We start from the raw sequence: 25,150 nt of genomic DNA on the forward strand, positions 1-25,150 counted from the left end.
CCCGCGCCCGGCTCACCACCCACCCCTGAGCCGATGAGCCGGGCGCGGGGGCTTCAGATGCGCGCGAGGATCGTCGCGGTCGCGAGCGCGCCGCCTGCGCACATCGTGACCAGGGCGGTCTCGGCGTCGCGGCGCTCGAGCTCGTGGAGTGCGGTGGTGAGGAGGCGGGCGCCCGTCGACCCGACCGGGTGCCCCAGCGCGATCGCCCCGCCGTTGACGTTCACCCGGTCGGCGTCCGGCTCGTGCACGGACATCCAGGACAGCGGCACGGACGCGAACGCCTCGTTGACCTCGAACACGTCGATGTCGCCGATCTTCATCCCGGCGTTGGCCAGCACCCGCGCGGTGGCTTGCACCGGTCCGTCGAGGTGGTAGAACGTCTCGGCGCCGACCAGGCACTGCGCGACGATGCGGGCCCGCGGCTTCAGGCCCCGGTCGGCCGCCGCGGCTGCGTCCATCAGCAGCAGCGCGGCGGCTCCGTCGGAGATCTGCGACGACGTCCCGGCGGTGTGCACACCGCCCTCCAGCACCGGCTTGAGCGCCGACAGCCCTTCGAGCGTGGTCTCCCGGAGCCCTTCGTCCTTGCGGATCACGGTGCCGTCGGGCAGTTCGACCGGTGCGATCTCGCGCTCGAACCGGCCCTCCGCCCAGGCGGCGGCCGCGAGCGTCTGCGACCGCACCCCGAACGCGTCCACGGCGTCGCGGGTCAGCCCCCGGCGAACCGCGATGCGCTCGGCGGCGCCGTACTGGTTCGGCAGGTCGATGTTCCACGAGTCGGGCTTCGGCTTGCGGTCGGGCAGCACGTTGCTGCCCAGCGGTGCCCGGGTCATCGCCTCGACGCCGCACCCGATGCCCGCCGTGATGACGTCCGCCGCGACCAGAGCGGCGACGAGGTGGGTGGCTTGCTGCGCCGACCCGCACTGGGCGTCGATCGTCGTGCAGCCGGTGGCCTCCGGGAGGCCGGCGTGCAGCCAGGCCGTCCGGGTGACGTTGCCCGCCTGCTCGCCGGCCTGGGTCACGCAGCCGCCGATGACCTGCTCGACGGCGGTGGCGTCCAGACCGGCCCGCTCCACCGCCGCGCGCTGGGCGACGCCGAGCAACTCCGCCGGGTGCAACCCGGAGAGCCACCCGCGACGCCGCCCGATCGGCGTCCTGACCGCGGACACGATCACCGGACTTCCCATGCTGCCGCTCCCTCGCGCTCACCGGTCAACCTGAACCCGATACTAGAACAGGTTCCATTTGAAAGGGTGATGATCCTTTCGAGCGGCACCACCCTGTGCTTCAATCCGTTGAAACGTGTTTCAAGCGGATCCGCCGCGCCGGGCCACCCCACCTCGGAGGTCACCGCAATGACCGTCTCTCCCGACATCCCCGCCGGAATCGACTTCACCGACCCCGACCTGTACATGCAGGAAGGGATCCCGCTGGAGAAGTTCGCCGAGCTACGGCGGACGGCGCCGGTTTGGTGGAACTCGCAGCCGCACAACATCGCGGGCTTCGACGACGACGGGTACTGGGTGGTGACCCGGCACGCCGACATCATGGAGATTTCGCGGAACCCGGCGGTGTTCTCCAGCACCACGAACACCGCGATCGTCCGGTTCGGTCCGGACATGACGCGTGACCGCATCGACATGCAGTCGCTGATCCTGCTGAACATGGATCCGCCGAAGCACACCTCGCAGCGGGCGATCGTCTCCCGGATGTTCACGCCGCGGGCGGTGAACAGCCTCCGCGACGAGCTGACCGCGCGCGCCCGGAAGATCGTCGACGAGGCAGCTGCGAAGGGCGAGGGCGATTTCGTCAACGACGTCGCGGTCGAGCTGCCGCTCCAGGCGATCGCCGGGCTGATGGGCGTTCCGCAGGAAGACCGTCACAAGGTCTTCGAGTGGTCGAACCAGATGATCGGTTCCGACGACGACGAGCTCGCGACCGAGACGTCCGACCTCGCGTCCGCGAACATGCTCGGGTACGCGATGGGCATGGCCGAGGAGCGGCGGAAGTGCCCGGCCGACGACCTCGTCACGACGCTGCTCCACGCCCAGGAGGGCGAGAGCGCGCTGAGCGACGACGAGTTCGGGTTCTTCGTCCTGATCCTCGCGGTTGCCGGGAACGAGACGACCCGCAACGCGATCACCCACGGGATGAACGCGTTCCTCGATCACCCCGACCAGTGGGAGCTGTTCAAGAAGGAGCGGCCGAAGACCGCGGCGGACGAGATCGTCCGGTGGGCGACGCCGATCATCGCGTTCCAGCGCACGGCGACGCAGGACACGCAGCTGAGCGGCGTGGACATCAAGAAGGGCCAGCGGGTCGTGATGTTCTACAGCTCGGCGAACTGGGACACCGAGGTGTTCGACCACCCGGAGCGGTTCGACATCCTGCGCAGCCCGAATCCGCACCTCGGGTTCGGTGGCACCGGCACGCACTACTGCATCGGTGCGAACCTGGCCCGGCTGGAGATCGACCTGATCTTCAACGCGATCGCCGACGTCATGCCGGACATCCAGAAGCTCGGAGAGCCGAGCCGGCTACGGTCCGGCTGGATCAACGGCATCAAGCACCTCCCGGTCAAGTACGCCTGATGCGGCTCGGACTGCAGTTGGGGTATTGGGGCGCGGCGCCGCCTGCGGACGCGCCGGCGCTGATCGCCGCGGCGGAGGAGGCCGGCTTCGCCGCGGTGTACACCGCCGAAGCCTGGGGGTCGGACGCGTTCACGCCGCTGGCCTGGTGGGGCGCGGCCACCTCGCGTGTGCGGCTGGGCACCGCGGTCGTCCAGATCTCGGCGCGGACACCGGCGGCCTGCGCGATGCACGCGCTGACGCTCGACCACCTCTCCGGTGGCCGGTTCGCACTCGGGCTCGGCGTCTCCGGGCCGCAGGTCGTCGAGGGCTGGTACGGCGAGCCGTTCGCCAAGCCGCTGGCCCGCACCCGCGAGTACGTCCGCATCGTGCGCGACGTGCTCGCCCGGCAGGCTCCGGTCACCAACGACGGCCCGCACTACCCGCTGCCCTACGACGGCCCTGGCGCGCTCGGGCTCGGCAAACCGCTGCGCCCGATCACCCACCCGCTCCGCGCCGACCTGCCGATCCTGCTGGGCTCGGAGGGGCCGAAGAACGTGGCCCTGACCGGCGAGATCGCCGACGGATGGATCTCGGTCTTCTACTCGCCGCGGCTCGGCGGCATGTACGAGGAGTGGCTCGGTGAGGGCCTGGCCCGGCCGGGCGCGCGCCGCACGCGTGACGAGTTCGAGGTCGTCGCGAACTGCCAGATCGTCCTCACCGACGACCGGCGGCCCGCGCTCGACGCGCAGAAGCCCGCGCTCGCGCACTACATCGGCGGGATGGGCGCGCCCGGCATGAACTTCCACGCGGACCTGTTCGCGCGGGCAGGTTTCGCCGACGCGGTCGCCGAGATCACCACGCTGTTCCAGAGCGGGCGCCGCGCCGAGGCGGTCGCCGCGGTACCCGACGAGATGGTCGACGAGGTCTCGATCGTCGGCGACGCCGACCACGTGCGGGCGGAGATCGCCCGCCGCGAGGCGGCGGGCGTCTCGATGCTCCTGACCGGCTGTCGCTCAGTGGCCGACGTCCGTGCGCTCGGCACGGTCCTCAACGCGAGCGCAGCTCCCGTTTGAGGACTTTGCCGGTGGGGCCGAGCGGTAGCGCGTCCACGTAGTCCACCGACTTCGGCAGCTTGTATCCGGCGAGGCGCTCGCGGGCGAACGCGACCAGGCCGTCCGGGTCCGGTGTGCTGCCGGGCTGCGGCACGACCACGGCGACTACCGCCTCGCCCCAGGTCGGGTCCGGCCGCCCGACGACGGCGACCCCGGCGACGTCCGGGTGGTCGGCGAGCACGGCCTCGACCTCGGCGGGGAAGACGTTCTCGCCGCCGGTGATGATCATGTCCTTCAGCCGGTCGCTGATCGTCAGGTAGCCCTCGGCGTCCAGGCTGCCGATGTCGCCGGTGTGCAGCCAGCCGTCGGCGTCGAGCAGGGCCGCGGTGGTGTCGGGCTGGTTGTGGTAGCCGGGGGTGTTCACGACGCTGCGGCAGAGGATCTCGCCCGGCGTCCCGGTGGGTACGTCCGCGCCGGTCGCCGGGTCGACGATCCGCAGCTCGACCCACGGGTACGGCTTGCCTGCCGCGCGGAGCAGGTGCGCCCGGGGTCCGTCCGGGTCGTGGTCGGCGGCGTCCAGCTGGACGATCGCGCCCTGCGTCTCGGTGAGCCCGTAGAGCTGGAACAGCGGACGGCCGAACGTCGCCAGCGCGCGGCGGAGCAGCGCCGGGGTGATCGGGGAGGCGCCGTAGGCGATCGAGCGCAGCGCCGAGTAGTCGCGGTCGGCCGCGCCCGGCAGCGTCACGAGCATGCCGATCACGGCCGGCACGAGGAACGTGTTCGTGACCCGCTTCTCGACGATCAGGTCGAGCAGCGGCTGCGGCACGAGTTCGCGGACCACCACGTTGTGGGCGCCGAAGACGAGCCCGACCAGCAGGTAGCCCAGACCTCCGATGTGGAACATCGGCATCGCGACCAGGCTGACCGAGTCGGCGTCGATACCCCAGGACTCGGCGGGCCCGCTCTCGGCGACGCTGAGCGTACGGTTCGTGGTCAGGACGCCCTTCGGCTTCCCGGTGGTGCCGGACGTGTAGAGCTGGAACACGACCGTGTCGAGGTCGCCGCGCCAGCCGTCGTCCTCACCGGACGCCGCGTCCAGCCACTTCTCGTAGTCGCCACCGAGCTGGATGGCCTTGACGATCGTGCCGACCTCGACCGCGACCTGTTCGGCGGTCGCGGCGAACTCGGGGTGGGCGAGCAGCACGGTCGCGCCGGCGTCGCGAAGGACGGCGGACAGCTCGCGGGCGGTCAGCCGCCAGTTCAGCGGGATCAGGACCGCACCGGCCTTCACGGCACCGAGCAGGATCTCCGCGATCTCCACCGAGTTCTTGTCCAGCACCGCGATCCGGTCGCCGGGAACCACGCCGTCCGCGCGCAACGCGTTCGCGATGCGCGTGCTCCGCGCGTCGAGTTCGGCGTAGGTGAGGCTCCGGACGCCGTCGCTGACGGCCGGATGGTCTCCGCGCTCGCGCGCGTGCTGTCGGGGGACGTCCGCTACCCGGAATTCAAGATCCATCGGGGGCCACCTCGCTGTCGCCGCGTACGGGACGTCTCACGGTACCGGAATCGCGGTTAACTTCCGAGGTGGTGGACGGCGGAAGTCCTGGAGCCGTTGTGGCGAACGATAACATGTTCTAATTTGGCTCCATGGTCCTCAACGTGGCAGACCTCGTGGAACATGCCGTCGATACCGTGCCCGACCGCGACGCCCTGGTCTTCGGGGGCAGCCGCGCGACCTACGCCCAATTCGAGGCACGGGCCAACCAACTAGCCCACCACCTGGCCCGACACGGTGTCGGCCCGGGCGATCACGTGGCCCTCTACTCGCCGAACGCGATGGAGGCCGCCGAGACGATGTTCGCGGTGTGCAAGCTCCGCGCTGCGACCATCAACGTCAACTTCCGGAGCACCGAGAACGAGTTACGATATGTCCTCCGTGATTCGGACGCCGTCGCGCTCATCCACCCCGGCAGCCTGACCGCGAACGTGGCGGCGGTCACTGCGGATTGCCCCCAGCTGCGCCACGTCGTCACGTTCGAGGGCGAGGGTCCGGAGGGCGCCGCGCACTACGAGGAGGCGCTGGCCGCGGAGTCGGCGGAGCGCGACTTCCCGGAGCGCAGCCCGGACGACCTGTTCCTGATCTACACCGGTGGCACGACCGGCAGGCCGAAGGGCGTCATGTGGCGCCAGGAGGACATCTGGCGGGTGCTCGGCGGCGGCGTCGACTTCATGACCGGCGAGCCGATCCAGGACGAGTGGCACCAGGCCCGCTCCGGTGTGGACAGCCCGCTGGTCCGGCTGGTCGCGGCGCCGCTCATCCACGGCCAGGCGCAGTGGGTGATGTTCGGCGGGTTCTTCATGGGCAGCACGATCGTGCTGATGCCGAAGTTCGACGCGCACGACATCTGGCGCGCGATCACCACGGAGCGCGTGCAGGTCCTCGCGATCGTCGGGGACGCGATGGCGCGGCCGCTGATCGAGGCCTACCGGGAGGGCCCCCCGGACGGTGGTAAGTACGACGCCTCTTCGTTGGTGGCGATCTCGAGCACCGCGGCGCTGATGTCACCGGCGGTGAAGCGCGAGTACCTCGACGAGTTCCCGAACGCGCTGCTCACCGAGGCGGTCGGGTCGTCGGAGACGGGCTTCAGCGGAATCGGCATCATCAGCAAGGACGCGATCGAGCCGCGCGGCCCCCGGGTGAACTCCGCCCGCGAGGCGATCGTCATCGACGAGTACAACCAGCGGATCGAGCCCGGCTCCGGCCAGGTCGGCCGGCTGGCGCGTGGTGGCTATCTCCCGCGGGGCTACTACAAGGACCCGGAGAAGACCGCACAGCTGTTCGTCGAGGTCGAGGGCAAGCGGTACACGGTTCCCGGCGACTTCGCGATCCCCGAGGCCGACGGCACGTTCCTGCTGCTCGGCCGCGGCAACACCTGCATCAACACCGGCGGGGAGAAGGTCTACCCGGAAGAGGTCGAGGGTGTGCTCAAGGCGTACCCCGGCGTTTTCGACGCGCTGGTGGTGGGTGTTCCGGACGAGCGGCTCGGGTCCCGCGTCGGGGCGATCGTGCAGTGGCGAGAGGGCCACGAGCCGGACGCCGCGGGCCTGGACGTCCACGGCCGCACCGAGCTGGCCGGCTACAAGATGCCGCGCTCGTACTGGTGGGTCGACCAGATGCCGCGGCTGGCGACCGGCAAGGCCGACTACACCGGAGCCCGCCGCCACACCGAGGAACACTCGCCGTCGGAGCAGCTGCCCGTCGCCGCCGGCCGCTGATCAAAGGAGATTCCGCTTGCGTACCGACCTCTGCGACCGGCTCGGCATCGAGCACCCGATCGTCGGCTTCACGCCGTCCGAGCACGTGGCGGCAGCGATCAGCCGAGCCGGTGGCCTGGGGGTCCTCGGCGCCGTCCGCTACAACGACCCGGACGAGCTGGCGGCGGCGCTGGACTGGCTGGACAAGAACACCGACGGCCGGCCGTACGGCGTCGACGTCGTGATGCCGATGAAGGCGCCCACCGAGGGGTCGATCGGCGACCTGTCGAAGCTGGTGCCGCCGGCGCACCGTGACTTCGTCGAGAAGACGCTGCACGAGCTCGGCGTCCCGCCGCTCCCGGCGTCGGACAACCCGGACGGCGACGGCGTGCTCGGGTGGCTGCACTCGGTGGCCAGGGCGCACGTCGAGATCGCGCTGGAGCACCGGCCCGCGCTGATCGCGAACGCGCTCGGATCCCCGCCCGCCGACGTGATCGCCCAGGCCCACGACCGCGGCATCCTGGTCGCCGCGCTGGCCGGCCGGGTCGACCACGCGCTGCGCCAGGTCGCCGACGGCGTCGACATCGTGGTCGCGCAGGGCTCGGAGGCCGGTGGGCACACCGGGGAGATCGGCAGCATGGTGCTGCTGCCGGAGATCGTGGACGCGGTCGGCGGGTCGGTGCCGGTCCTCGGCGCGGGCGGGATCGGGTCGGGCAGGCAGCTGGTCGCGGCGCTCGCGCTCGGGGCGTCCGGGGTTTGGATGGGCTCGACCTGGCTGCTCACCGAGGAGTACGCGAACGGCCTCGGGCAGACCGCGGTCAGCCAGGCGCTGCTCAAGGCGTCCTCGGCGGACACCGTGCGGGCGCGGATCTACTCCGGCAAGATGGCGCGGCTGGTGAAGAGCCGGTGGACCGAGGCCTGGGCCGCCCCGGACGCTCCCGACCCGCTGCCGATGCCGCTGCAGAACCTGCTGGTCGGTGAGGCCCACCGGCGGATCGCCGCGGCGGACGACCCGGACGTCGTGGCGATGCCGGCCGGCCAGATCATCGGCCGGTTCGACCACCTGCAGCCGGTCGCCACGATCATCGAGGACATCGTGCGGGAGGCCGAGGCCACCAGGGCACGGCTGGCCCCATAGCGCCGCTAGCCCCCATAGCGCCGCTAGCCCCCATAGCGCCGCTAGCCCAAGAGCGCCGCGGGGGTGTCGCGGACGAAACGGAGCAGCGCCTCGCGGTCGCGGCGTACCCGGCCGGGTGGGGACACGATCAGGCGGTCCACCCCGGCGTCGGCGTAGGCCGCGACCAGCGTCGTGTCCAGCGGGTCCCGGCCGGCGGGCGTCACCGAGATCTCCAGCCGGCCGAGCTCGGCGGGCCGATCCAGGTTGTCGGCCAGCTCGGCCAGCTGGGTGACGACCGCGGCGGTCTGCTCCGGCGTCACCGCCCACCCGTACCAGCCGTGCGCCCGGCTCACCGTGCGGCGGAGCGCGGCCGGGGAAGCCCCGCCGACGTGCAACGGCGGCCCGCCCGGCCGGATCGGGCGCGGCTCGGCCGTGACCCCGCTGATCGACACCCGCGGCCCGATGACGTGCACCGAGGACGTCGTCCAGAGCGCGTGCAGCGCCTCCAGGTACTCGTCGGTGCGGACGCCCCGGTCGGAGAGCGGAACGCCGAGCGCGCGGAACTCCGGCTCCAGGTAGCCGACCCCGATGCCGAACAGGAAGCGGCCGCCGCTGATCCGGTCGACGGTGACCACCTGCTTGGCCAGGAGGACCGGCGGGTGCACCGGTACGACGGTCACGCCGGTGCCGAGCAGCAGCGTCCTGGTCACCCCGGCGAGGTGCCCCAGCGCGACGAACGGGTCGAGGAACGGCGTGTCGGGTCTGGTCGGCGAGGCCGGCACCGCGGGGTCCGGCAGGACGTAGTGTTCACCGGTCCAGACGCTCTCCCAGCCGGCGTCCTCGGCGGCGACCGCGACGTCGGCCGCCACCCGCGGATCCAGCGCGCAGAGGTCGGTGTTGATACCGAAGAGCCCCAGTCGCATGAGGAGGCACGGTACCCCGTGCGGTGTTCAGTCTGCGGACAGAACCGCACCGAGATCCAGAAGGGACGCCGTGGCGCCACCACCGTCGAACTCGATGCGCTTGGCAGCCAGGAAGTAGCGGTGCGCCGGGTGCTCGACGTCGATGCCGGTGCCGCCGTGGACGTGCACGAGCGTGTGCGCGACCCGGTGCCCCGCCTCCGCCGCCCAGAAACTCGCGGTCGCCACGGCTGCCGCTGCGTCGTCGTCCTCGGTCAGCGCACACGCCGCTGCCCACAGCGTCAGCTCGAGCGCCTGGACGTCGACGTACGCGTTCGCCAGCCGCTGGCTGACGGCCTGGAACGCTCCGATCGGCCGGCCGAACTGGACCCGCGTGCGGGCGTGTTCGGCGGTCAGCTCCAGCGCCGCCTCCAGCACGCCGAGCTGATAGGCCGCCCGGCCCACCGAGGCCCGCGCGCGTAACCAGCCCGCGACGTCGTCGCCGTCCAGCCTGCGGTCGTCCGAGACCGGCACGTCGTCGAGGTGCAGCAGGCCCGCGTCGTCGAAGTCGGTCGTCGATTGCGCCTCCACGGTGACCCCGGGATCGTCGGGACGAACCAGGAACACCCCGCCGACGGTTTCCACCAGCAGCGTGTCCGCGACCGGCCCGGCCGGAACGGCGCTCACCTGCCCGGACAGCTGCCAGCCGCCGCCGGACCGACCGGCGGCGGCCGGCGGCCGGACGTCCGGATGAGCAAGTGCGGCCGTGAGCACGGTCTGTCCGGCGAGCGCGGGCGCCAGCCACCGCAGACGGGCCTCGGCGGAGCCGAACCGGGCCAGGGCCGGACCCGCCACCACGACGGTCGGCAGATAGGGGACCGGGGCCAGCGCGCGCCCCAGCTCGACGAGCACCGAACACTGCTCCAGCAGGTCGTCCACGCCGAGGATGCCGGTCTCGGCCAGGACGGCCCAGAGGTCCCGGTCGAACCGCGCGCCGGACTGCTCGGCGGCGCGCAGGCTCTCCGGCGTCACCCGGTCGCCGACGATCCGCTTGGTCAGCGCGCCGAGCTCGATCTGGGCCTCGGTGAGGGTGAAGTCCATCGTCTACCGCCGTCCGACCGGCAGCCGGAGACCGCCGGCCGCGATGATGTCCCGCTGGATCTCGTTCGTGCCGCCGCCGAACGTGAGGATGAGCGCCGCGCGGTGCGCGCGTTCGACCCGGCCGTGCAATGCCGCGCCCGGTGAGCCGGTGCGCAGCGTCGCCGCCGGGCCCAGCACCTCCATCAGCAGCCGGTAGGCCTCGGTGGCCAGCTCGGTGCCGTAGACCTTGGTCGCCGACGCCGCGGCCGGCGTCAGGTCGCGTTCCCAGGCCGTGCGCAGGTTCATCAGGCGCAGCACCTCGGCGTGGGCGTGGACGCGGGCCAGATGCACCTGCACCCACTCGGAGTCCAGCAGCCGGCCACCGGAGCGCCCCGGCGTCGTGGCGGCCCACTCGCGGACGTCGGCGAGCGCCTTGCGCAGCGGCGCGGCCGAGGTCAGCGCGACCCGCTCGTGGTTGAGCTGGTTCGTGATCAGCGCCCAGCCCTCGTTCTCCGCGCCGATCCGGGCGTCGGCCGGGACCCGTACGTTCTCGTAGTACGTCGCGCTGGTGGTGACGCCCGCCATCGTCCGGACCGGCGTCCAGGAGAAGCCGGGGGTGTCGGTCGGCACGACCAGCACCGACAGCCCGCGGTGCCGGACGGCGTCGGGGTCGGTGCGGCAGGCCAGCCAGACGTAGTCGGCGTAACCGACCAGGCTCGTCCACATCTTCTGCCCGTTGACCACGTACTCGTCGCCGTCGCGGACCGCCTTCGTGCGCAGCGACGCCAGGTCGGTGCCCGCACCGGGCTCGGAGTACCCGATCGCGAAGTGGAGCTCGCCACCGGCGATCCGCGGCAGGTACTCGCGCTTCTGCTGCTCGGTGCCGTGCCGCATGATCGTCGGCCCGACCGTGTTGAGGGTCAGGAACGGGATCGGGACGCCGGCGATCGCCGCCTCGTCGAGGAAGATCAGCTGGTCGAGCTGGGAGCGGCCCTGGCCGCCGTACTCGGTCGGCCAGCCGAGCACCAGCCAGCCGTCCTTGCCCAGCTGCCGGACGACCTCCCGGTAGGCGTTGCCCTCGCCGTAGTCGTCCTCACCGGCCTCCAGGGCCTCGCGGCGCTCCGGTGTCATCAGCGCCGCGAAGTAGGCGCGTAGCTCGGCGGCCAAGGCTCGTTGCTCTCGCGTGTAGCGCAGCCGCATGCGCCCCTCCCGGGTCGTCGGAATTTCCGCGAACGTAACGCGTTGCCGTCCGTGTCCGCTAGCGTAGAACGCGTTCTATATTTGGTGCGAGTAATCGGCTTGAATGGCTGATGCTGCCCAGAGAACCAGTTCTAGGAGGGCTGCCGGTGTCGATCGACCTCTCCGGCCTGGTCGCGGTGGTGACCGGCGCGGGCTCGGGCCTCGGCCGCGCCGAGGCGCTCGCGCTGGCGGCGGCCGGTGCCTCCGTGGTCGTGAACGATGTCGCGGCGACCGACATCCTGGACGAGCTGCCCGCCGGGCGGGCGGCGCTGGTCCGCGGCGACGTCAGCGATGCGGCCGTGGCTCGCGAGCTGGTCGACACCGCGGAGCAGCGTTTCGGTGGGCTCGACGTCGTCGTCAACAACGCGGGCGTGGTGCGCGACCGGATGTTGTTCTCGATGTCCGACGAGGAGTGGGACGCGGTCGTCCGGGTCCACCTGCGCGGCCACTTCCTGCTCTGCCGGAACGCCGGGGCGTACTGGCGCGACAAGTCCAAGGCCACGGGCGGGCCGGTCTACGGGCGGCTGATCAACACGACGTCCGAGGCCTGGTTCCTCGGCGCGGTCGCGCAGCCGAACTACGCCGCGGCCAAGGCCGGCATCGTCGCGCTCACCGTGGCCGCCGCCCGGGGCCTGAGCCGCTACGGCGTCCGGGCGAACGCGATTTGCCCGCGGGCGCGCACCGCGATGACCGAACCGGTCTACGGTCCGCCGCCCACCGACGGCCCCGACCCGCTCGGCGTCGAGCACGTGGCCCCGCTGGTGGCCTACCTCGCGTCGCCGGCGGCCGACCGCATCAACGGCCAGGTGCTCTTCGTCCACGGGGGCATGGTGGCGGTGCTCTCGCCGCCGACGGTAGCGGCCCGATTCGACGCGGACGGTCCGGTCTGGACCGCCGACGACCTGGCGAAGACGCTCGGCGACCACTTCGCCGACGCCACGCCGGACGACGTGTTCACCGGGCGCGAGATCTCGCTGCTCGAACGAAAGGGCTGACATGCGGCTGGACGGCAAGATCGCGCTGATCACCGGCGCGGCGCGCGGGCAGGGCGCGGCGGCAGCGCGGCGCTTCGTCGCGGAGGGTGCGCAGGTCCTGCTCACCGACGTGCTCGACGAGGACGGCGCGAAGCTCGCGGCCGAGCTGGGGGAGTCCGCGGCCTACACGTCGTTGGACGTCGCCGAAGAGGACGCCTGGGCGGCCGCCGCCGACCTCGTGAAAGAGCGGTACGGGCGGCTCGACGTGCTGGTCAACAACGCCGGCCTGCTGCACTTCTCGGCGCTGGCCGACACGTCGCTCGCCGAGTACGAGCGGGTGATCCGGATCAATCAGTTCGGCACGTTCCTCGGCATGCGCACGGCGATTCCGCTGATGCGCCCCGGCGGTGGTTCGATCGTGAACGTGTCGTCGGTGGAGGGCCTCGGAGGCATGCCGCTGCTCGTCGCGTACTCGGCCAGCAAGTTCGCGATCCGCGGTATGACGAAGGTCGCCGCGATGGAGCTCGGCCGGGAGGGCATCCGCGTCAACTCGGTGCACCCCGGCGCGGTCGACACCCCGATGGTCTCCAACGCGCTCGGCGGGGTGCCGATCGAGATGGCGCCGATCGGGAAGAAGGTCGCGCTCGGCCGGGTCGGGAACCCGGACGAGATCGCGAACATGGTGCTGTTCCTGGCCAGCGACGAGAGCTCGTACTGCACCGGTGGGGAGTTCGTCGTCGACGGCGGGGCGACCTCCACGCACGCGCTGGCGACGATCCTGCGGACGTAGGTCCGATGCGGCGCTAGTGTCGCCGTGGTGGACGTCGATCGGGCCCGGATCGCCGCGGCGCTACCGCACTACGACATCGGCGAGATGCTCGGGCAGGGCGCGCACGGCGCGGTGTTCGCCGCGCGCCACCGTCGCCTGAACGTCGACCGCGCGGTGAAGGTACTGCTCGCGGACGATGTGAACGCGACCGATCGGTTCCTGACCGAGGCACGGGTGATGACCGTGCTGGACCATCCCCACATCGTGCGGGTCCACGAGTACGCCGAGCGCGACGGGGCATGGCTGCTCGTCATGGAGTACCTGCCGGGCGGGACGCTGACCGGCCGCGGACGGTGTCCGCCGGAGCAGGTGGCCGCCTGGGGGCTGGCGGTGGCCGACGCGCTGTCGGCCGCCCACGCGAACGGCATCGTGCACCGCGACATCAAACCGTCCAATCTCCTGTTCACCGCCGACGGGACGCTGAAGGTCGGCGACTTCGGCATCGCGAAGCTGTACGCCGGAGCGGACGCCTCGGCCAGCGCCGACCTCGTCGGGACTCCCCGCTACATCGCGCCGGAGCAGATCCTGGGCGGCCGGGTCGGCCCGGCCACCGACCTGTACGCGCTCGGCGTGACGCTGTACGAACTGCTGGCGGGCCGGCCGCCGTATCCGCGCGGGCTGGAGCTTCCGGCGCTGATCCACCACCACCTGTCGGTCCCACCGATGCCGCTCGACGAGCCGCCGGCCAGGATCGCCGCGGTGATCCTGCACATGCTCGCCAAGGACCCGGACGACCGGCCACCCTCGGCCCGCGCCTGCGCGGTCGAGCTGGCCAGGGCGGCGTCGCAGGACATCGGACCGAACTGGCTCGAGCGGGCAGGCGTGCCGCTACGGGTCGACGGATCAGTGCTGCGCGAGGCCTCCGAGCCGGCCACGGTGGTGCTCCGCCGGCCCTCGCCGGGACGCCGGCGTGCGCGCTGGCTGCTCGGCGCGGCCGGGCTGCTGGCGCTGCTGCTCGTTCTCGTGGGTGGCCTCGTGCTCCGGCCGGACGACGATCGCGGGGCCCGGACGTCGGACACGGCGACGACCGCGACCGAGCTGGACACCTACCGTGGCCCGCCGGGGTTCGTCACCCAGTTCGCGTTCGCGAACCACTCCAGCCGGGTCGCGCTGCTCGACGATGACGGCTTCGTCGTGCTCTGGACACCGGGCAGTCAGGACACCCTGGGGCCGATCCGGATCGAGGGAATCATCTGGGACCTGACGTTCGACCCGTCCGACACCACGCTGGCCACCGCGGGGAGCGACGCCGCGGTGCGGTTCTGGAACGCGTCGAGCGGTAAACAGAACCTGGCGCCGATCACCGGCCTGGAGAGTGAGGTCGGGTCGGTGGCCTTCAGCCGGGACGGCAGCGTGGTGGCGGCCGCCGACGTCAGCGGCATCCGGCTGACGAACCCCGGCGAGACACGTCCGTTCGAGTCCATGCCGGTTGCCGCGGTGACGAACCACGGACTGGTCTACAGCCCGGACGGGCGTCGCCTGGCCTCGTCCAGTGAGGCCGGGGTCGAGCTGTGGGAGGTGAACACCGGCGCGCTGCTCCGTCGGCTGCCCGGCACCACCCCCAGCAGCGGAGTCGTGTTCAGCCCGGACGGCTCCCTCCTCGCGGCCGCGGTCGGCGAGGGCCGCATCCAGGTCTGGAGCGTGGCCGAGGGAATACCGGTGGGGCCGGTGATCGTCGTTCCCAACCTGTCGCCCGGCGGCGCCGTCGCGTTCGACGAGAACTCCACGCACCTGGTCACCTGCGAGCGGACCACCGTGCGGTGGTGGGACCCGACGACCGCGCGGCAGGTCCGCGAGCCGCTGATCCTGCACACCACCGCCCCGCCCGGCGCGTCCGCGTTCAACCGCGACGCGACGCGACTCGCGATCAGCGCGGGCGACGGCACCGTGCGCCTGTGGTCGATGGACTGACGCGCCGACGTCGTTAGGTCGACCAATGAATTAGGGTGGGTGCATGGAGGCACCCGCCGAACGTCCGGCGTTCTCGCGCCTGCCGTCGCTGCCGAGCTGGTTGCTCGCGCAGACCGCGCTGCACGCGGGGCGGCTGGTCGCGGACGGGTTCGCCGCGGAGGGGGCGCGCGGTTACCACTACCGGTTGCTCGCGACGCTGGCCGAGGCAGGCCCGTCGAGCCAGGCCGAGCTCGGCCGACGCAGCGGGATCCACCTGAGCGACGTGGTGGCGGCGCTGAACGAGCTGTCCGCCGACGGTTACGTCCAGCGAACGCCCGACCCGTCCGACAAGCGGCGGAACGTCGTCGTACTCACCGACGCCGGCCGTGCGCGGCTGGAGGTCCTGGAGGCACGCGTCACGGCCGTGCAGGAGGACATCCTGGCCCCGCTCGACGCCGCAGAGCGCGGGCAGCTGGTGGCCTTGCTGACTCGCCTACTCGGCCACCACGCGGGCTGACCTACTCGAACCGCGACGTGTCGCCGGCGCCGCGGCGGAGGATCTCGGGCTCGTCGCCGGACAGGTCGACGACCGTGGTCGGCTCGGTGCCGCACTCCCCGGCGTCCACCACCGCGTCGATCTGGTGGTCGAGCCGGTCCTGGATCTCCCACGCCAGCGTCAGCGGGTCGTCCTCGCCGGGCAGCGTGAGCGTCGTCGACAGCAGCGGCTCGCCCAGCTCGGCGAGGATCGCCTGGGTGACCGCGTGATCCGGGATCCGGACGCCGACCGTCTTCTTCTTCGCGTGGAGAAGCCGCCGGGGCACCTCGCGAGTGGCCGGCAGGATGAACGTGTACGGACCCGGTGTCGTGGCCTTGACCAGCCGGAACACCGCGTTGCTGATCTGTACGAACTGGCCGAGCTGGGCGAAGTCGCTGCAGACGAGCGTGAAGTGGTGCCGGTCGTCGAGCTTGCGGATCGTCTTGATCCGCTCCAACCCGTCGTGGTTGCCGACCTGGCAGCCGAGCGCGTAGCAGGAGTCGGTCGGATAGGCGATCAGGCCGCCGTCGCGTACGAGCGCGACGATCTGGTTGATCGCACGCGGTTGCGGATTGACCGGATGGACGTCGATGAACCGGGCCATGGGACGGAACCTTAACGCTCCCAGGCCGCGATCAGCGTCTCGACGTGCGTGCGCACTTGTGCGGTGGTGAGTGGGGCCGCGGTGGTGAGCACCGCGGCGACGACCGGGCCGGTCAGCTGCGCCGCGGCGAGTACCGGCTCCGGCATCCCGGGGTGGGACGGACGCAGACCGTCGAGGACGGTGGCCGTCGGCGCGGCGAGCGGATCGGTGGCGCGCAGGAGCTCCCGCACCGCTGGGTCGTGCTGCGCCTCGCCGACCAGCGCGCGGTACGCCAGGCCGGCCGGTGACTCGACGAGGAACCGGTTGAGCGACTCCAGGTACGGCTCCGCACCGGTAGTGACCAGCTCCTCGACAGCGTCCTCCGCGCAGGCCTCGAACAGGATCTCGGCCTTCGTCGACCACCACCGGTACACGGTCTGCCGCCCCACGCCTGCCCGCTCGGCGATGCCCTTCATCGTCATGGCCGCGTACCCGACGTCCACCAGCAGGTCGTCGACCGCGTGCAGCACCGCACGCCGGGCGCGTTCGCTCCGGGGGCGGCCTACGGGTGCGGTGACCATACTCACGAGCATATCGAGGCACAGTGTCTCGGAAGGTCGTTAACGTGCACTCATGAGTTCCGTGACGAAGGCCCCGCTACGGTTCGCCGCGCTGCGGAACCGCGACTGCCGCCCGTATCTGATCGGTGCGGCGCTGGCGATGATGGCCGACAACATCGAACACGTCATCACGTACTGGGTTCTCTGGGAGAAGTTCCACTCCCCGGCGCTCGCCGGCTTCCAGGTGATCAGCCACTGGCTGCCGTTCCTCTTCTTCTCGGTGTACTTCGGCGGACTGGCCGATCGCTTCGACTGCCGCCGCGTCATCCAGGCTGCCCAGGCGCTGTTCATGCTGGTCTCGGTGGCGTGGGGCGTCCTGTTCGTCACCGACACGCTGGAGATCTGGAGCGCGTGCGTGCTGCTCATGCTGCACGGGATCGCCGGTGCGCTGTGGGGACCCGGCGAGCAGCTGATGCTGCACGACTTCGTCGGGGACGACGAGCTGCCGAGCGCGGTCCGGCTGAACGCGACATTCCGCAGCCTCGGCATCCTGTTCGGACCGGTCGTCGGGTCGGCGCTGCTGCTCGGGCTCGGTCCGACCGCGGGCATCTTCGCCAACGTCCTGTTCTACCTGCCGCTGACGCTGTTCCTGTTCCGGACGAAGTACACCGGCCACACCCGGGACGGTGGCCTGGTGAAGCGGGCGCGGGTGGGGCTGGTCGACTCGGTGCGCGTCCTCCGGGAGATCCGCGGCAACCACACGCTGGTCAGCATGATCGTGCTGGGCGGGCTGGGCTCGTTCTTCATCGGGGCGTCGCTCCAGTCGGCGATGCCGATCTTCGCCCAGGATCTCGGCGCGGGGAGCGAGGGCACCGCGTACGGCGTGCTGCTGTTCGCGAACGGCGTCGGCGGGGTGGTCGGCGGCATCGTGCTGGAGGCGACCGGGTGGGTGCGGCCGAGCGTCCGGGCCGCGGTGGTCAGCACGCTGGTCTACGGCGCGACGACCGCCGTGTTCGCGCTGACCGGCAACTACGTGCTCGCGCTGCTGATGCTCGTCGTCGGTGGCGTCGCGAACCTCGCCGCGATGTCGATCGGGCAGACGATCGTCCAGTTGCTGGCACCGCCCGCCGACCGCGGGCGTGTCATCGGCGTCTACGGGACGGCCGCGAACGGCCTGCGGTTCGGCAGCGGCATCACGGTCGGACTGCTCGGCGCGGTGCTCGGCGTCCACTGGTCGCTGGGGCTGAGCTCGGCATTGCTGTGCGTCGGCACGCTCGCGGCGGGCGTCTACGCCTGGCGCGGCACCGCCGCGGCGTCCGCTGGCGACGCCCCGGCCGGGTCCTCGGTGAGCGAGCCCAGGAACTCGTAGGTCCGCTGCTGGTCGGCCGGGCCGCCGAAGTGCGTCTGGGTGACGACGACCTCGGTGGCGCCCGCGTCCCGGTAGCGCCGGATCGCGTCCTCGAGCGTCTTCTCGTCGCCGAGAACCGCGAGTTCGGCCGCCGAGCCGAGCCCTTCGCGTGCGACGACCCGCTGGTAGGACGGCACCTGGTCGTAGAACGCCAGCTGTTGTGCGGCGGCCTCGCGGGCGGCGTCCAGGTCGGATACCAGCGCACCGGGGAGCAGCGCGACGATCTGCGGCGCCGGACGTCCCGCCCGCTCGGCGGCCGCCGTGATCGTGGGGACGATCTCCTCGGCGAGCGTCCGCGGCCCGGCCAGGTACGGCAGCGTGCCGTCGGCCAGCTCGCCGGTCGCCCGGAGTGCCTGCGGGCCCATCGCCGCGACGAGGAGCGGGGGAGGTGTGGCACCGGCCAGCGTGATCGGCCACGGCGGGTCGGCGGTGACCAGCTCGCCGTGGAACTCCGCGTTCCCGGTCTCCAGCAGCGTCCGCAGCGCGGTGAGGAACTCGCGGAGCACGGCGATCGGCCGGTCGAACCCGATCCCGAACGTCCGCTCGACCGTGTCCTTCGTACCGAGCGCGAGGCCGAGCCGGAAGCGGCCCCCGGTCGCCGCCTGCGCGACCTGCGCCTGGTTGGCCACCAGCACCGGCTGACGCCCGAAGACCGGGATCGCCGAGGTACCCACCCGCACCTCGGGCAGCTCGCGGGCGACGACCGTGGCCAGCGTCGTCGCGTCGTAGTCGAATCGCTGGGCGAACCAGAGCGAGCGCACGCCCGCGTCACGGGCCGCGCGAGCGTGGCGCAGGATCGCGTCCACGTAGTTCGGAACGGTCGGGTCGAAGTCGGCCACGGCGATACCGGTAGTCATGCCACGGAAGAACCCGGGCACCGAACTACGTATTCCCGATCGACTAACTAGGTTCGACCGCGGAGCTCGCGGCGCAGGATCTTGCCGGTCGTCGTCTTGGGCAGCTCGTCGACCAGCTCGACCGTCCGCGGGTACTTGTAGGCCGCCATGTTCTCCCGGCAGTACTCGACCAGCTCCGCGGGCGTGGCCGACGCCCCCGGCAGCAGCGACACGAACGCCTTGACGGTCTCGCCGCGGTACGCGTCGGGCACACCGACCACGGCGGCCTCGCGCACTGCCGGGTGCGCGTAGAGCACGTCCTCGACCTCGCGCGGCCAGATCTTGTACCCGGCGGCGTTGATCATGTCCTTCTTGCGATCGACGAGGTAGAACCACCCGTCGGCGTCCATGAAGCCGACGTCGCCGGTGCGCAGCTCGCCGTCCGGGATCGACTCGGCGGTGGCGTCCGGCTTGTTCCAGTACCCGGGTACCACCTGCGGGCCGCGGATCGCGATCTCCCCGACCTCGCCGACCGGCAGCTCGGCCCCGTCGTCGCCGAGGATGCGCACGACCGTGCTGAACACCGGGACGCCGATCGACAGCGCGCCCGACGCCGGGTCCACCGGCGCGGCCGCCCCGAACGGCACCGCGTGCGAGGGGGAGTTGGTCTCGGTCAGCCCGTAGATGTTGTAGATCTCCAGGCCGGTCGTGGCGCGGAGCCGGTCGCGGACGGCCGGAGCGATCGGTGCGCCGCCGGAGTAGGCGATCCGGACCGAGCCGAAGTCCTCGGGGGTGGCGTCCGGCTGGCCGGCGAGGCTGATGAACACGGTGATCGCCGCGACCGTGAACGTCGGCCGGTGCTCGCGGATCGCGTCCAGCACCACGCCGGGGTGGAACCGGTGGGTCAGCACCAGCGGGCACGGTGTGAGCAGCGCGATCCCGACGTGCCCCACCAGCCCGGTGATGTGGAACAGCGGTGCGACGCCTAGGACCCGGTCGTCCGGCGTCAGCGCCATCCAGTCTCGGTAGGTCTGGGCGTTGAAGGCCAGGTTGCGGTGCGTGTTCAGCGCGCCTTTCGGCACGCCGGTCGTGCCCGACGTGTACGTGAGCACCGCGACGTCGTCCGGCTCGGGGGCGGCCGGCGGCGGTGTGCGCCCGGCGTACTGCTCGAGCAGTGTCTCCAGGTCGAGGGCGTCGTCGGCGACCGGCTTGGTGGCGTGCGCGAACAGCCGGGGATCGATGCGCTGCTGCCGATCGAACGCGGACGCGGTGATCACGAGCCGGACGTCGGTCTGCCCGGACGCGATCACCGCGCGCACGACGTCCGCATGAAGTTCGTCGAGACAGAGCAGGGCGGTCGAGCCGGAATCGGCGAGCAAGTACGTCAGTTCCCGGTGCTTGTTCATCGGGTTGATCGCGACCGCGATCCCGCCGGCCTTCCAGGCCGCCAGCAGGCCGATCACGAACGCCGGGTTGTTCTGCAGGTACAGGGCCAGCCGGTCGCCCGCGGTGAACCCGCGGTCGAGCAACGCGGCCGCGAGGGCGTCCGACGCCCGGTCGAGTTCCGCCAGCGTGAGGACGCCGTCGAAGTACCGAATGATCTCGCACGCCGGGGCGCGGGCCACCGAGGCGCGGAGCAGGTCGAGCATTGTGCCGTGGTCGGGGGTGAGGTCGGCCGGGCGGCCCGCGCCGTATCGCGCGAGCCAGGGCCGGTCTGGGTAGCTCACTTGATCGCCACGGGGTTGACCGGCGAACCGGTGGCCCTGGCGACCTTCAGCGGTGCGGCGACGTAGAGGAACGAGTACTGCCGGTCCTCGGCGCAGCTCGCGGCGAGCTTCTCCAGGTCGCAGATCTCGGTCAGCGCGACGCCCAGGTCGCGCATCAGCGCGCAGTGCAGCGGTAACGCGACGCCGGAGACCGGATCGATCGTGACCTCGTTCGCGATCGTGTCGGTGACGAGGTTCGGGATCTCCTTGTCCTGGAACCACTGCACGAGTTCGGGGGAGTAGGTCAGACCGGGCTCGCAGAAATCGTCGTAGAACGCCGGGCCCTGCTCGTAGAACAGCCGCAGGAAGTTCGTGCGGACGAGCAGGATGTCGTGGGGCTCGATCGTGTGGCCCTGTTTGGCCGCGCACTCCTCCAGGTCGGCGTGGGTGAACGTCTCGGCCTTGTCGAGGTTCTCCTTGCCGCGGAACCGGGCCATGTCGAGCAGGACGCCGCGCCCGACGATGCCGCGCTCGGCGATCGGCTGGACGCTGGCCTTGCCGAGGCCCCCGACCGTGGTGCGGGCGTCGTAGCCGTTCCAGATCTTGCCGTCGTACCAGACGTGGCCGAGCGCGTCGTACTGCGTCGAGCCCTGGAGGAACGCGTCGATCTTGTCGTCGGCGTAGTGCAGGCCGCCGGGAAAGCTCGGTGCGGTGTCGCTGTCCCACGTGGACTCGTCGAGGATCATCGTCCGCTTCGCCGGCGTGCGTCCCGGCCACACCGGGTCGCCCTCCGGATGGCCGATCAGCCGTTGCAGCGTGAACACGGTGCCGGAACGGATGTGGGAGGCGCCGCGGAGCACTTCGGCGGCCGTGAGGTGGTTGAGCGCGCCCACCTCGTCGTCGTCGCCCCATCGGCCCCAGTTGGACGGTGTGTCGCGGAGCAGGTCGGTCATCGCGGGAACGTCGGTCATCGGGCACCCTCCGGTCTCGACGGTGAGACGCCTCACCGTCACACGGGGGTTGCCAGGAGTCAACCAAAACGGGCAAGCGGGCAGCGAAGTGACCGAACGGGGCTCGGCGCACAGCTCGTCGCGGCAGCCTCGGGATGGCCTACGGCGTCACCTCGACCACGCTCCTGCTCGCGACCGGCACGAACGCCGCCGCGGCCTCGGCGACCGTGCACCTGGACACCGAGGTCGCGGCCCCGGTGATGGCGATTCATCCTGCTCGTGCTCGCAAAGCGGTTCCTCGCGCCGCTGGGCGTCTTCGGCGGGTTCATCGACGCGATCGGCGGGGGCGGCTGGGGCCCGATGGGCACTCCGGCGATCTTGGCCGGCGGACGGCTCCAGCCGCGCAAGGCGATCGGCTCGATCGACACCAGCGAGTTCCTGATCGCGGTCGCAACCAGCGCCGGGTTCTTCGTCGGGCTCGGCTGCTGCGCAGCGACTGGATCGACGCGTCGGACGCCGTCAGGTACTCGTTCTACGCGGTGATCTACCTGGTGTGGGCCGCGACGATCGGCCGTCGACGAGCGCGAGGCCGAGGTGCGCGCCGCCGAGCGGGAGCCGGTACCTGCCTAGGCGGGCTTTTCCCAGACCGAGACGTGCTTGGTGCTCTCGTGCGTGAACGGACGGCGGTTCCAGTCGTCCCAGCGGTGCAGTAGCCGCAGACCGGCGAGCTGGGCCATCAGGTCGAGCTCGCTGGGCCACACGTACCGGAACGGGATCGAGCGGACCTCGCCGGCCTCGACGTAGTTGGAGCTCAGCGCCTGGGTCGCGGTGTCGTAGCGGTCGAACGCCCAGCGGCCGGGCTCGTCGAGGAACGGCACCATCGTCTGCCCGGGCGGCAGCCGCCGTAGCCCCGGCACCATCACCTCGACCACGAACCGGCCGCCGGGCGCGAGGTGCGCCGCCGCGTTGCGGAAACAGGCCACCTGGGCGGCCTGCGTGGTCAGGTTCATGATCGTGTTGAAGACGAGGTAGGCGAGCGAGAACGACCCGTCGAGCCGGGTCGACGTCATGTCGCCGATCGTCACCGGGACGGCGTCGCCGCCGGGCTTGGCGCGGAGCCGGGCCGCCATCGCGTTCGAGAGCTCGATGCCGTGCACGGGGATGCCCCGCGCGGTGAGCGGCAGCGCGATCCGCCCGGTGCCGATCGCGAACTCCACGGCCGGTCCGGAGCCCGCGAGTTCGGCCAGCACGTCGACGGTCGTCGTGACGACGTCCGGCTGGAACTCGGTGCTCTCGGGATCGTCGTAGGTGGCGGCGACGCTCTCGCCGAAGTACCCGTCCTCGCTCACGGCAGGGACCGTAGACGTCAGACCGGCGGTAGGTCGAGGTGATTTCGGAGCGTGGTGCCCTCGTACTCGGTGCGGTAGACGCCGCGGTCCTGCAGCTCCGGCACTAGCTTGTCGACGACCTCGTCGATGGACCCGGGGATCAGCTGCGGCAGCAGGTTGAATCCGTCCACCACGCGGTCGCGGACGAAGCGCGCCCACTCGTCGGCCACCTGCCCCGGTGTTCCGACAAAACCCTCGTGGCGCGGCGTCACCTCGGTGACCAAGTCGCGGATCGAGTAGTTCCGTTCCGCGGCCAGCTCTCGCCACTCCGCGATCCGCGCGAGTTTGCCGGTGCGCCACGCGATCGGCAGCGTGCCGCGCGACGGGTCGAGCTCGTCCTCGGTCGGTTCGATGTCCGGCAGCGGCCCGTCCGGGTCGTAACCGGACAGGTCCTTGCCCCAGAACTGCTCGAGGAACGCGATCGCCCGCGGGCCGGTGGTCTGCTCGCGGCGGATCCAGCGTGCGCGCTCGGCGGCGTCCGCGGGCGTGTCGCCCAGCACGACGGTCGTGCCCGGCAGAATCCGGACGTCGTCCGGCCCGCGGCCGTGGGCGACCAGCCTCGCCCGCAGGTCGTCGGCGTACGCGCGGGCGCCCTCGTAGTCGCTGTGGGCGGAGAACACCACATCGGCGTGGCGGGCGGCCAGGTCGCGTCCGCCGGGGGAGTCGCCGGCCTGGAACAGCACCGGCCGCCCCTGCGGACTCCGTGGCTGGGTCGCCGTCGCGGTCAGGCGGACCAGGTCGGTGGCGCGCTCGACCGGGCCGTTCCCGGCCCAGAGTTCCTTCGCGGCCTCGACGAACTGCCCGGCCCGCTCGTAGCGGCGTTCGTGCGGCAGCCAGCCGCCGTGCCGGAAGTTCTCCCCGGTCCAGGCGTTGTCGGTCGTGACGACGTTCCACCCGGCGCGGCCGCGGGACACCAGGTCGAGGCTCGCCAGCCGCCGGGCCAGGTCGGCCGGGTAGTTGTAGGTGGCGTTCTGGGTGGCGACCAGCCCGATCCGCTCGGTGACACCGGCCAGCGCAGCCAGCTGGGTGATCGCGTCCGGGCGTCCGGCGACGTCCAGGTCGTAGACCCGGCCGCGGTTCTCCCGGACGCGCAGGCCCTCGCCGAGGAAGAACGCGTCGAACAGGCCGCGCTCCAGCGTCTGCGCGACGTGGACGAACGTGTCGATGTGGACGTGGTCGGCGGCGTTCGGGTCGGTCCAGAGCGTCTGCGGGCCGACGCCGGTGTAGAAGAGGCCGAGGTGGAGACGTGTCACGGTGTTGCCTCTCCGACGGTCGCTGCGAATCGGTTGGCCGGGCGCGGAAGGCCGAGCCGCTCACGGAGCGTTCCGGACGACGCCGGGCGGCCCGCGTCGGCCGGCAGCGCCTCGGCCGGCAGAGTGTCGGCCGGCAGCGCCTCGGCCAGGAGCGGGAGGTCGACCGCGGTCTCGGCGGGGTGCAGGCGGACGCCGTCCACGGTCGCTCCCAAGCGATCGATCAGGTCGCGGAGCGCTGCGACCGACCCCACGTGCCGCAGCCGATCGGACGGCGCCCACGAGTCCGCCGTGTCGCGTCGCTCGCCCGACTCGTCGATCAGGACCTCGACCTCGGCGAACACCAGGGGAGCACCGGCCGCACGGGCCGCGGCCGCACGCGCGGCGACGTCACCACCGACGAGGGCGATGTCCAACTGTCCGGTGACGCCGAGCGTGTCCGCGCCGAGCACGACGACCTGGCCCTGCGGCGGCCGCGGTGTGATCAGCGGCCCGACGATCGAGAACGTGTCGCCGGTGAAGTTCACGTGGTGGACGCGATCGGGGTCGAGGAAGCGCCCGGTCGCGACGTCGCGGATCGTGGCGTCGTCCTCCCAGGAGTCCCAGAGCGCGCGGTTGACCTCGACCACGTCGGCGACCTCGCGGCGCAGCGCGTCGGGCTCCAGCGGCTCGCGGCCGGTCGTCGCGAGTGCCGTGGCCGTGTTCTGCGCGCCGACGACCCACCCGCCGCGACCCTGGCTCGCATGGTCGAGGCTGGCGAGCTGAGTAGCCAGGTGGAACGGCTCGGTGGTGGTGACGTGCAAGGTCGGCGCCAGCCCGATCCGATGGGTGCGTAACGCCAGGTAGGCAGCGCGGACACCGGCCTCGAGCCCACCCTGCGCCGCGTCGGCGAGCGTGACCAGCACGAATCCGGCGTCCTCGGCGAGCCGCGCGGACCGGACCACAACGTCGGGATCGAAGGGATCAAGCGTGTGTCCGGCGGCCGGATGGGCGCCGGGACCGTCGATCTCCACCGCCAGATGAGTCATGTCT

General features: G+C 71.7%; 22 protein-coding genes and 1 pseudogene. 10 read left to right on the forward strand and 13 right to left on the reverse strand.

From position 1 onward, the window contains the following. Positions 1-53: 53 nt before the first annotated feature. A complete protein-coding gene (locus BUB75_RS05070) occupies positions 54-1,184 on the reverse strand; it encodes a steroid 3-ketoacyl-CoA thiolase (protein WP_073251857.1) in 1,131 nt (376 codons plus the stop codon). A 168-nt stretch (positions 1,185-1,352) separates the two neighbouring features. Here BUB75_RS05070 and BUB75_RS05075 point away from each other — a divergent pair, with 168 nt between their 5' ends. Continuing rightward, a complete protein-coding gene (locus BUB75_RS05075) occupies positions 1,353-2,588 on the forward strand; it encodes a cytochrome P450 (RefSeq protein WP_073251858.1) in 1,236 nt (411 codons plus the stop codon). Beyond that, entirely contained in the window at positions 2,588-3,640 is a 1,053-nt protein-coding gene (locus tag BUB75_RS05080; protein WP_073251860.1) for an LLM class F420-dependent oxidoreductase, read from the forward strand. Before BUB75_RS05075 ends, BUB75_RS05080 begins: the two co-directional genes overlap by 1 nt. Here the strand turns inward: BUB75_RS05080 and BUB75_RS05085 are convergent. After that, positions 3,615-5,135 (reverse strand): long-chain-fatty-acid--CoA ligase, encoded by a 1,521-nt coding sequence (locus BUB75_RS05085; protein ID WP_073251862.1) that lies wholly within the window; start codon positions 5,133-5,135, stop codon positions 3,615-3,617. The two genes, BUB75_RS05080 and BUB75_RS05085, sit on opposite strands and share 26 nt — an antisense overlap. 131 nt (positions 5,136-5,266) lie before the next feature. On the opposite strand from BUB75_RS05085, the gene BUB75_RS05090 reads away from it, so the two are divergent. Next, on the forward strand, positions 5,267-6,895 hold the full coding sequence (locus tag BUB75_RS05090; protein ID WP_073251865.1) for an acyl-CoA synthetase: 1,629 nt from the start codon (positions 5,267-5,269) through the stop codon (positions 6,893-6,895). Positions 6,896-6,911: 16 nt separating this feature from the next. Beyond that, complete coding sequence (locus BUB75_RS05095; RefSeq protein ID WP_073251867.1) at positions 6,912-8,012, forward strand: NAD(P)H-dependent flavin oxidoreductase; 1,101 nt, start codon at positions 6,912-6,914, stop codon at positions 8,010-8,012. Positions 8,013-8,053: 41 nt separating this feature from the next. Here BUB75_RS05095 and BUB75_RS05100 read toward each other — a convergent pair whose 3' ends face one another. Genes BUB75_RS05100 through BUB75_RS05110 form a run of 3 tightly spaced genes read right to left on the reverse strand, consistent with a single transcriptional unit; the run spans position 8,054 to position 11,170 of the window. Beyond that, a complete protein-coding gene (locus BUB75_RS05100) occupies positions 8,054-8,914 on the reverse strand; it encodes a TIGR03619 family F420-dependent LLM class oxidoreductase (protein ID WP_073251869.1) in 861 nt (286 codons plus the stop codon). A 27-nt stretch (positions 8,915-8,941) separates the two neighbouring features. Beyond that, positions 8,942-9,991, reverse strand: coding sequence for an acyl-CoA dehydrogenase family protein (locus BUB75_RS05105; RefSeq protein WP_073251871.1), 1,050 nt, complete (start codon positions 9,989-9,991; stop codon positions 8,942-8,944). A gap of 3 nt (positions 9,992-9,994) precedes the next feature. After that, entirely contained in the window at positions 9,995-11,170 is a 1,176-nt protein-coding gene (locus BUB75_RS05110) for an acyl-CoA dehydrogenase family protein (protein ID WP_073251873.1), read from the reverse strand. 152 nt (positions 11,171-11,322) lie between these two features. Between BUB75_RS05110 and BUB75_RS05115 the strand changes: the two genes are divergently transcribed. Genes BUB75_RS05115 through BUB75_RS05130 form a run of 4 tightly spaced genes read left to right on the forward strand, consistent with a single transcriptional unit; the run spans position 11,323 to position 15,419 of the window. Beyond that, positions 11,323-12,204 carry a 3-oxoacyl-ACP reductase gene (locus BUB75_RS05115; protein ID WP_073252825.1) on the forward strand — a complete coding sequence of 294 codons (882 nt, stop codon included), beginning with the start codon at positions 11,323-11,325 and terminating at the stop codon, positions 12,202-12,204. Position 12,205: 1 nt separating this feature from the next. After that, a complete protein-coding gene (locus tag BUB75_RS05120) occupies positions 12,206-12,973 on the forward strand; it encodes a glucose 1-dehydrogenase (RefSeq protein ID WP_073251874.1) in 768 nt (255 codons plus the stop codon). Positions 12,974-13,000: 27 nt separating this feature from the next. After that, the gene (locus tag BUB75_RS05125; RefSeq protein WP_143175029.1) at positions 13,001-14,923 is read left to right on the forward strand and encodes a WD40 repeat domain-containing serine/threonine protein kinase; all 1,923 of its coding nucleotides are present in this window, start codon (positions 13,001-13,003) and stop codon (positions 14,921-14,923) included. Positions 14,924-14,966: 43 nt separating this feature from the next. Continuing rightward, a complete protein-coding gene (locus tag BUB75_RS05130) occupies positions 14,967-15,419 on the forward strand; it encodes a MarR family winged helix-turn-helix transcriptional regulator (RefSeq protein ID WP_073251877.1) in 453 nt (150 codons plus the stop codon). A gap of 1 nt (position 15,420) precedes the next feature. Here BUB75_RS05130 and BUB75_RS05135 read toward each other — a convergent pair whose 3' ends face one another. Further along, the gene (locus tag BUB75_RS05135; RefSeq protein ID WP_073251880.1) at positions 15,421-16,041 is read right to left on the reverse strand and encodes an L-threonylcarbamoyladenylate synthase; all 621 of its coding nucleotides are present in this window, start codon (positions 16,039-16,041) and stop codon (positions 15,421-15,423) included. Between the two features lie 11 nt (positions 16,042-16,052). Further along, a complete protein-coding gene (locus BUB75_RS05140; RefSeq protein WP_073251882.1) occupies positions 16,053-16,601 on the reverse strand; it encodes a TetR/AcrR family transcriptional regulator in 549 nt (182 codons plus the stop codon). 52 nt (positions 16,602-16,653) lie between these two features. Here BUB75_RS05140 and BUB75_RS05145 point away from each other — a divergent pair, with 52 nt between their 5' ends. Next, positions 16,654-17,949: an MFS transporter gene (locus BUB75_RS05145; RefSeq protein WP_073251884.1), complete on the forward strand. Its 1,296-nt coding sequence runs from the start codon at positions 16,654-16,656 to the stop codon at positions 17,947-17,949. Here BUB75_RS05145 and BUB75_RS05150 read toward each other — a convergent pair. The 3 genes from BUB75_RS05150 to BUB75_RS05160 are packed head-to-tail and all read right to left on the reverse strand — an operon-like array spanning position 17,868 to position 21,501. Then, positions 17,868-18,845, reverse strand: coding sequence for a TIGR03564 family F420-dependent LLM class oxidoreductase (locus BUB75_RS05150; RefSeq protein WP_073252827.1), 978 nt, complete (start codon positions 18,843-18,845; stop codon positions 17,868-17,870). The genes BUB75_RS05145 and BUB75_RS05150 overlap by 82 nt on opposite strands. Before the next feature lie 47 nt (positions 18,846-18,892). After that, entirely contained in the window at positions 18,893-20,551 is a 1,659-nt protein-coding gene (locus tag BUB75_RS05155) for a class I adenylate-forming enzyme family protein (protein WP_073251886.1), read from the reverse strand. Beyond that, the gene (locus BUB75_RS05160) at positions 20,548-21,501 is read right to left on the reverse strand and encodes a cyclase family protein (protein WP_073251888.1); all 954 of its coding nucleotides are present in this window, start codon (positions 21,499-21,501) and stop codon (positions 20,548-20,550) included. Before BUB75_RS05160 ends, BUB75_RS05155 begins: the two co-directional genes overlap by 4 nt. A 122-nt stretch (positions 21,502-21,623) precedes the next feature. Here BUB75_RS05160 and BUB75_RS48430 point away from each other — a divergent pair. After that, positions 21,624-21,963: pseudogene (locus tag BUB75_RS48430) on the forward strand (sulfite exporter TauE/SafE family protein); the annotation flags it as partial. Positions 21,964-22,106: 143 nt separating this feature from the next. Here BUB75_RS48430 and BUB75_RS05170 read toward each other — a convergent pair. Genes BUB75_RS05170 through BUB75_RS05180 form a run of 3 tightly spaced genes read right to left on the reverse strand, consistent with a single transcriptional unit; the run spans position 22,107 to position 25,146 of the window. Next, complete coding sequence (locus tag BUB75_RS05170; RefSeq protein ID WP_073251892.1) at positions 22,107-22,829, reverse strand: class I SAM-dependent DNA methyltransferase; 723 nt, start codon at positions 22,827-22,829, stop codon at positions 22,107-22,109. Between the two features lie 17 nt (positions 22,830-22,846). Further along, on the reverse strand, positions 22,847-24,121 hold the full coding sequence (locus tag BUB75_RS05175; RefSeq protein WP_084740226.1) for an LLM class flavin-dependent oxidoreductase: 1,275 nt from the start codon (positions 24,119-24,121) through the stop codon (positions 22,847-22,849). Continuing rightward, positions 24,118-25,146 (reverse strand): LLM class flavin-dependent oxidoreductase, encoded by a 1,029-nt coding sequence (locus BUB75_RS05180; RefSeq protein ID WP_073251896.1) that lies wholly within the window; start codon positions 25,144-25,146, stop codon positions 24,118-24,120. Before BUB75_RS05180 ends, BUB75_RS05175 begins: the two co-directional genes overlap by 4 nt. Positions 25,147-25,150 lie beyond the last annotated feature (4 nt).

This window comes from Cryptosporangium aurantiacum, from assembly GCF_900143005.1.
Taxonomy (GTDB): Bacteria; Actinomycetota; Actinomycetes; order Mycobacteriales; family Cryptosporangiaceae; genus Cryptosporangium; species Cryptosporangium aurantiacum.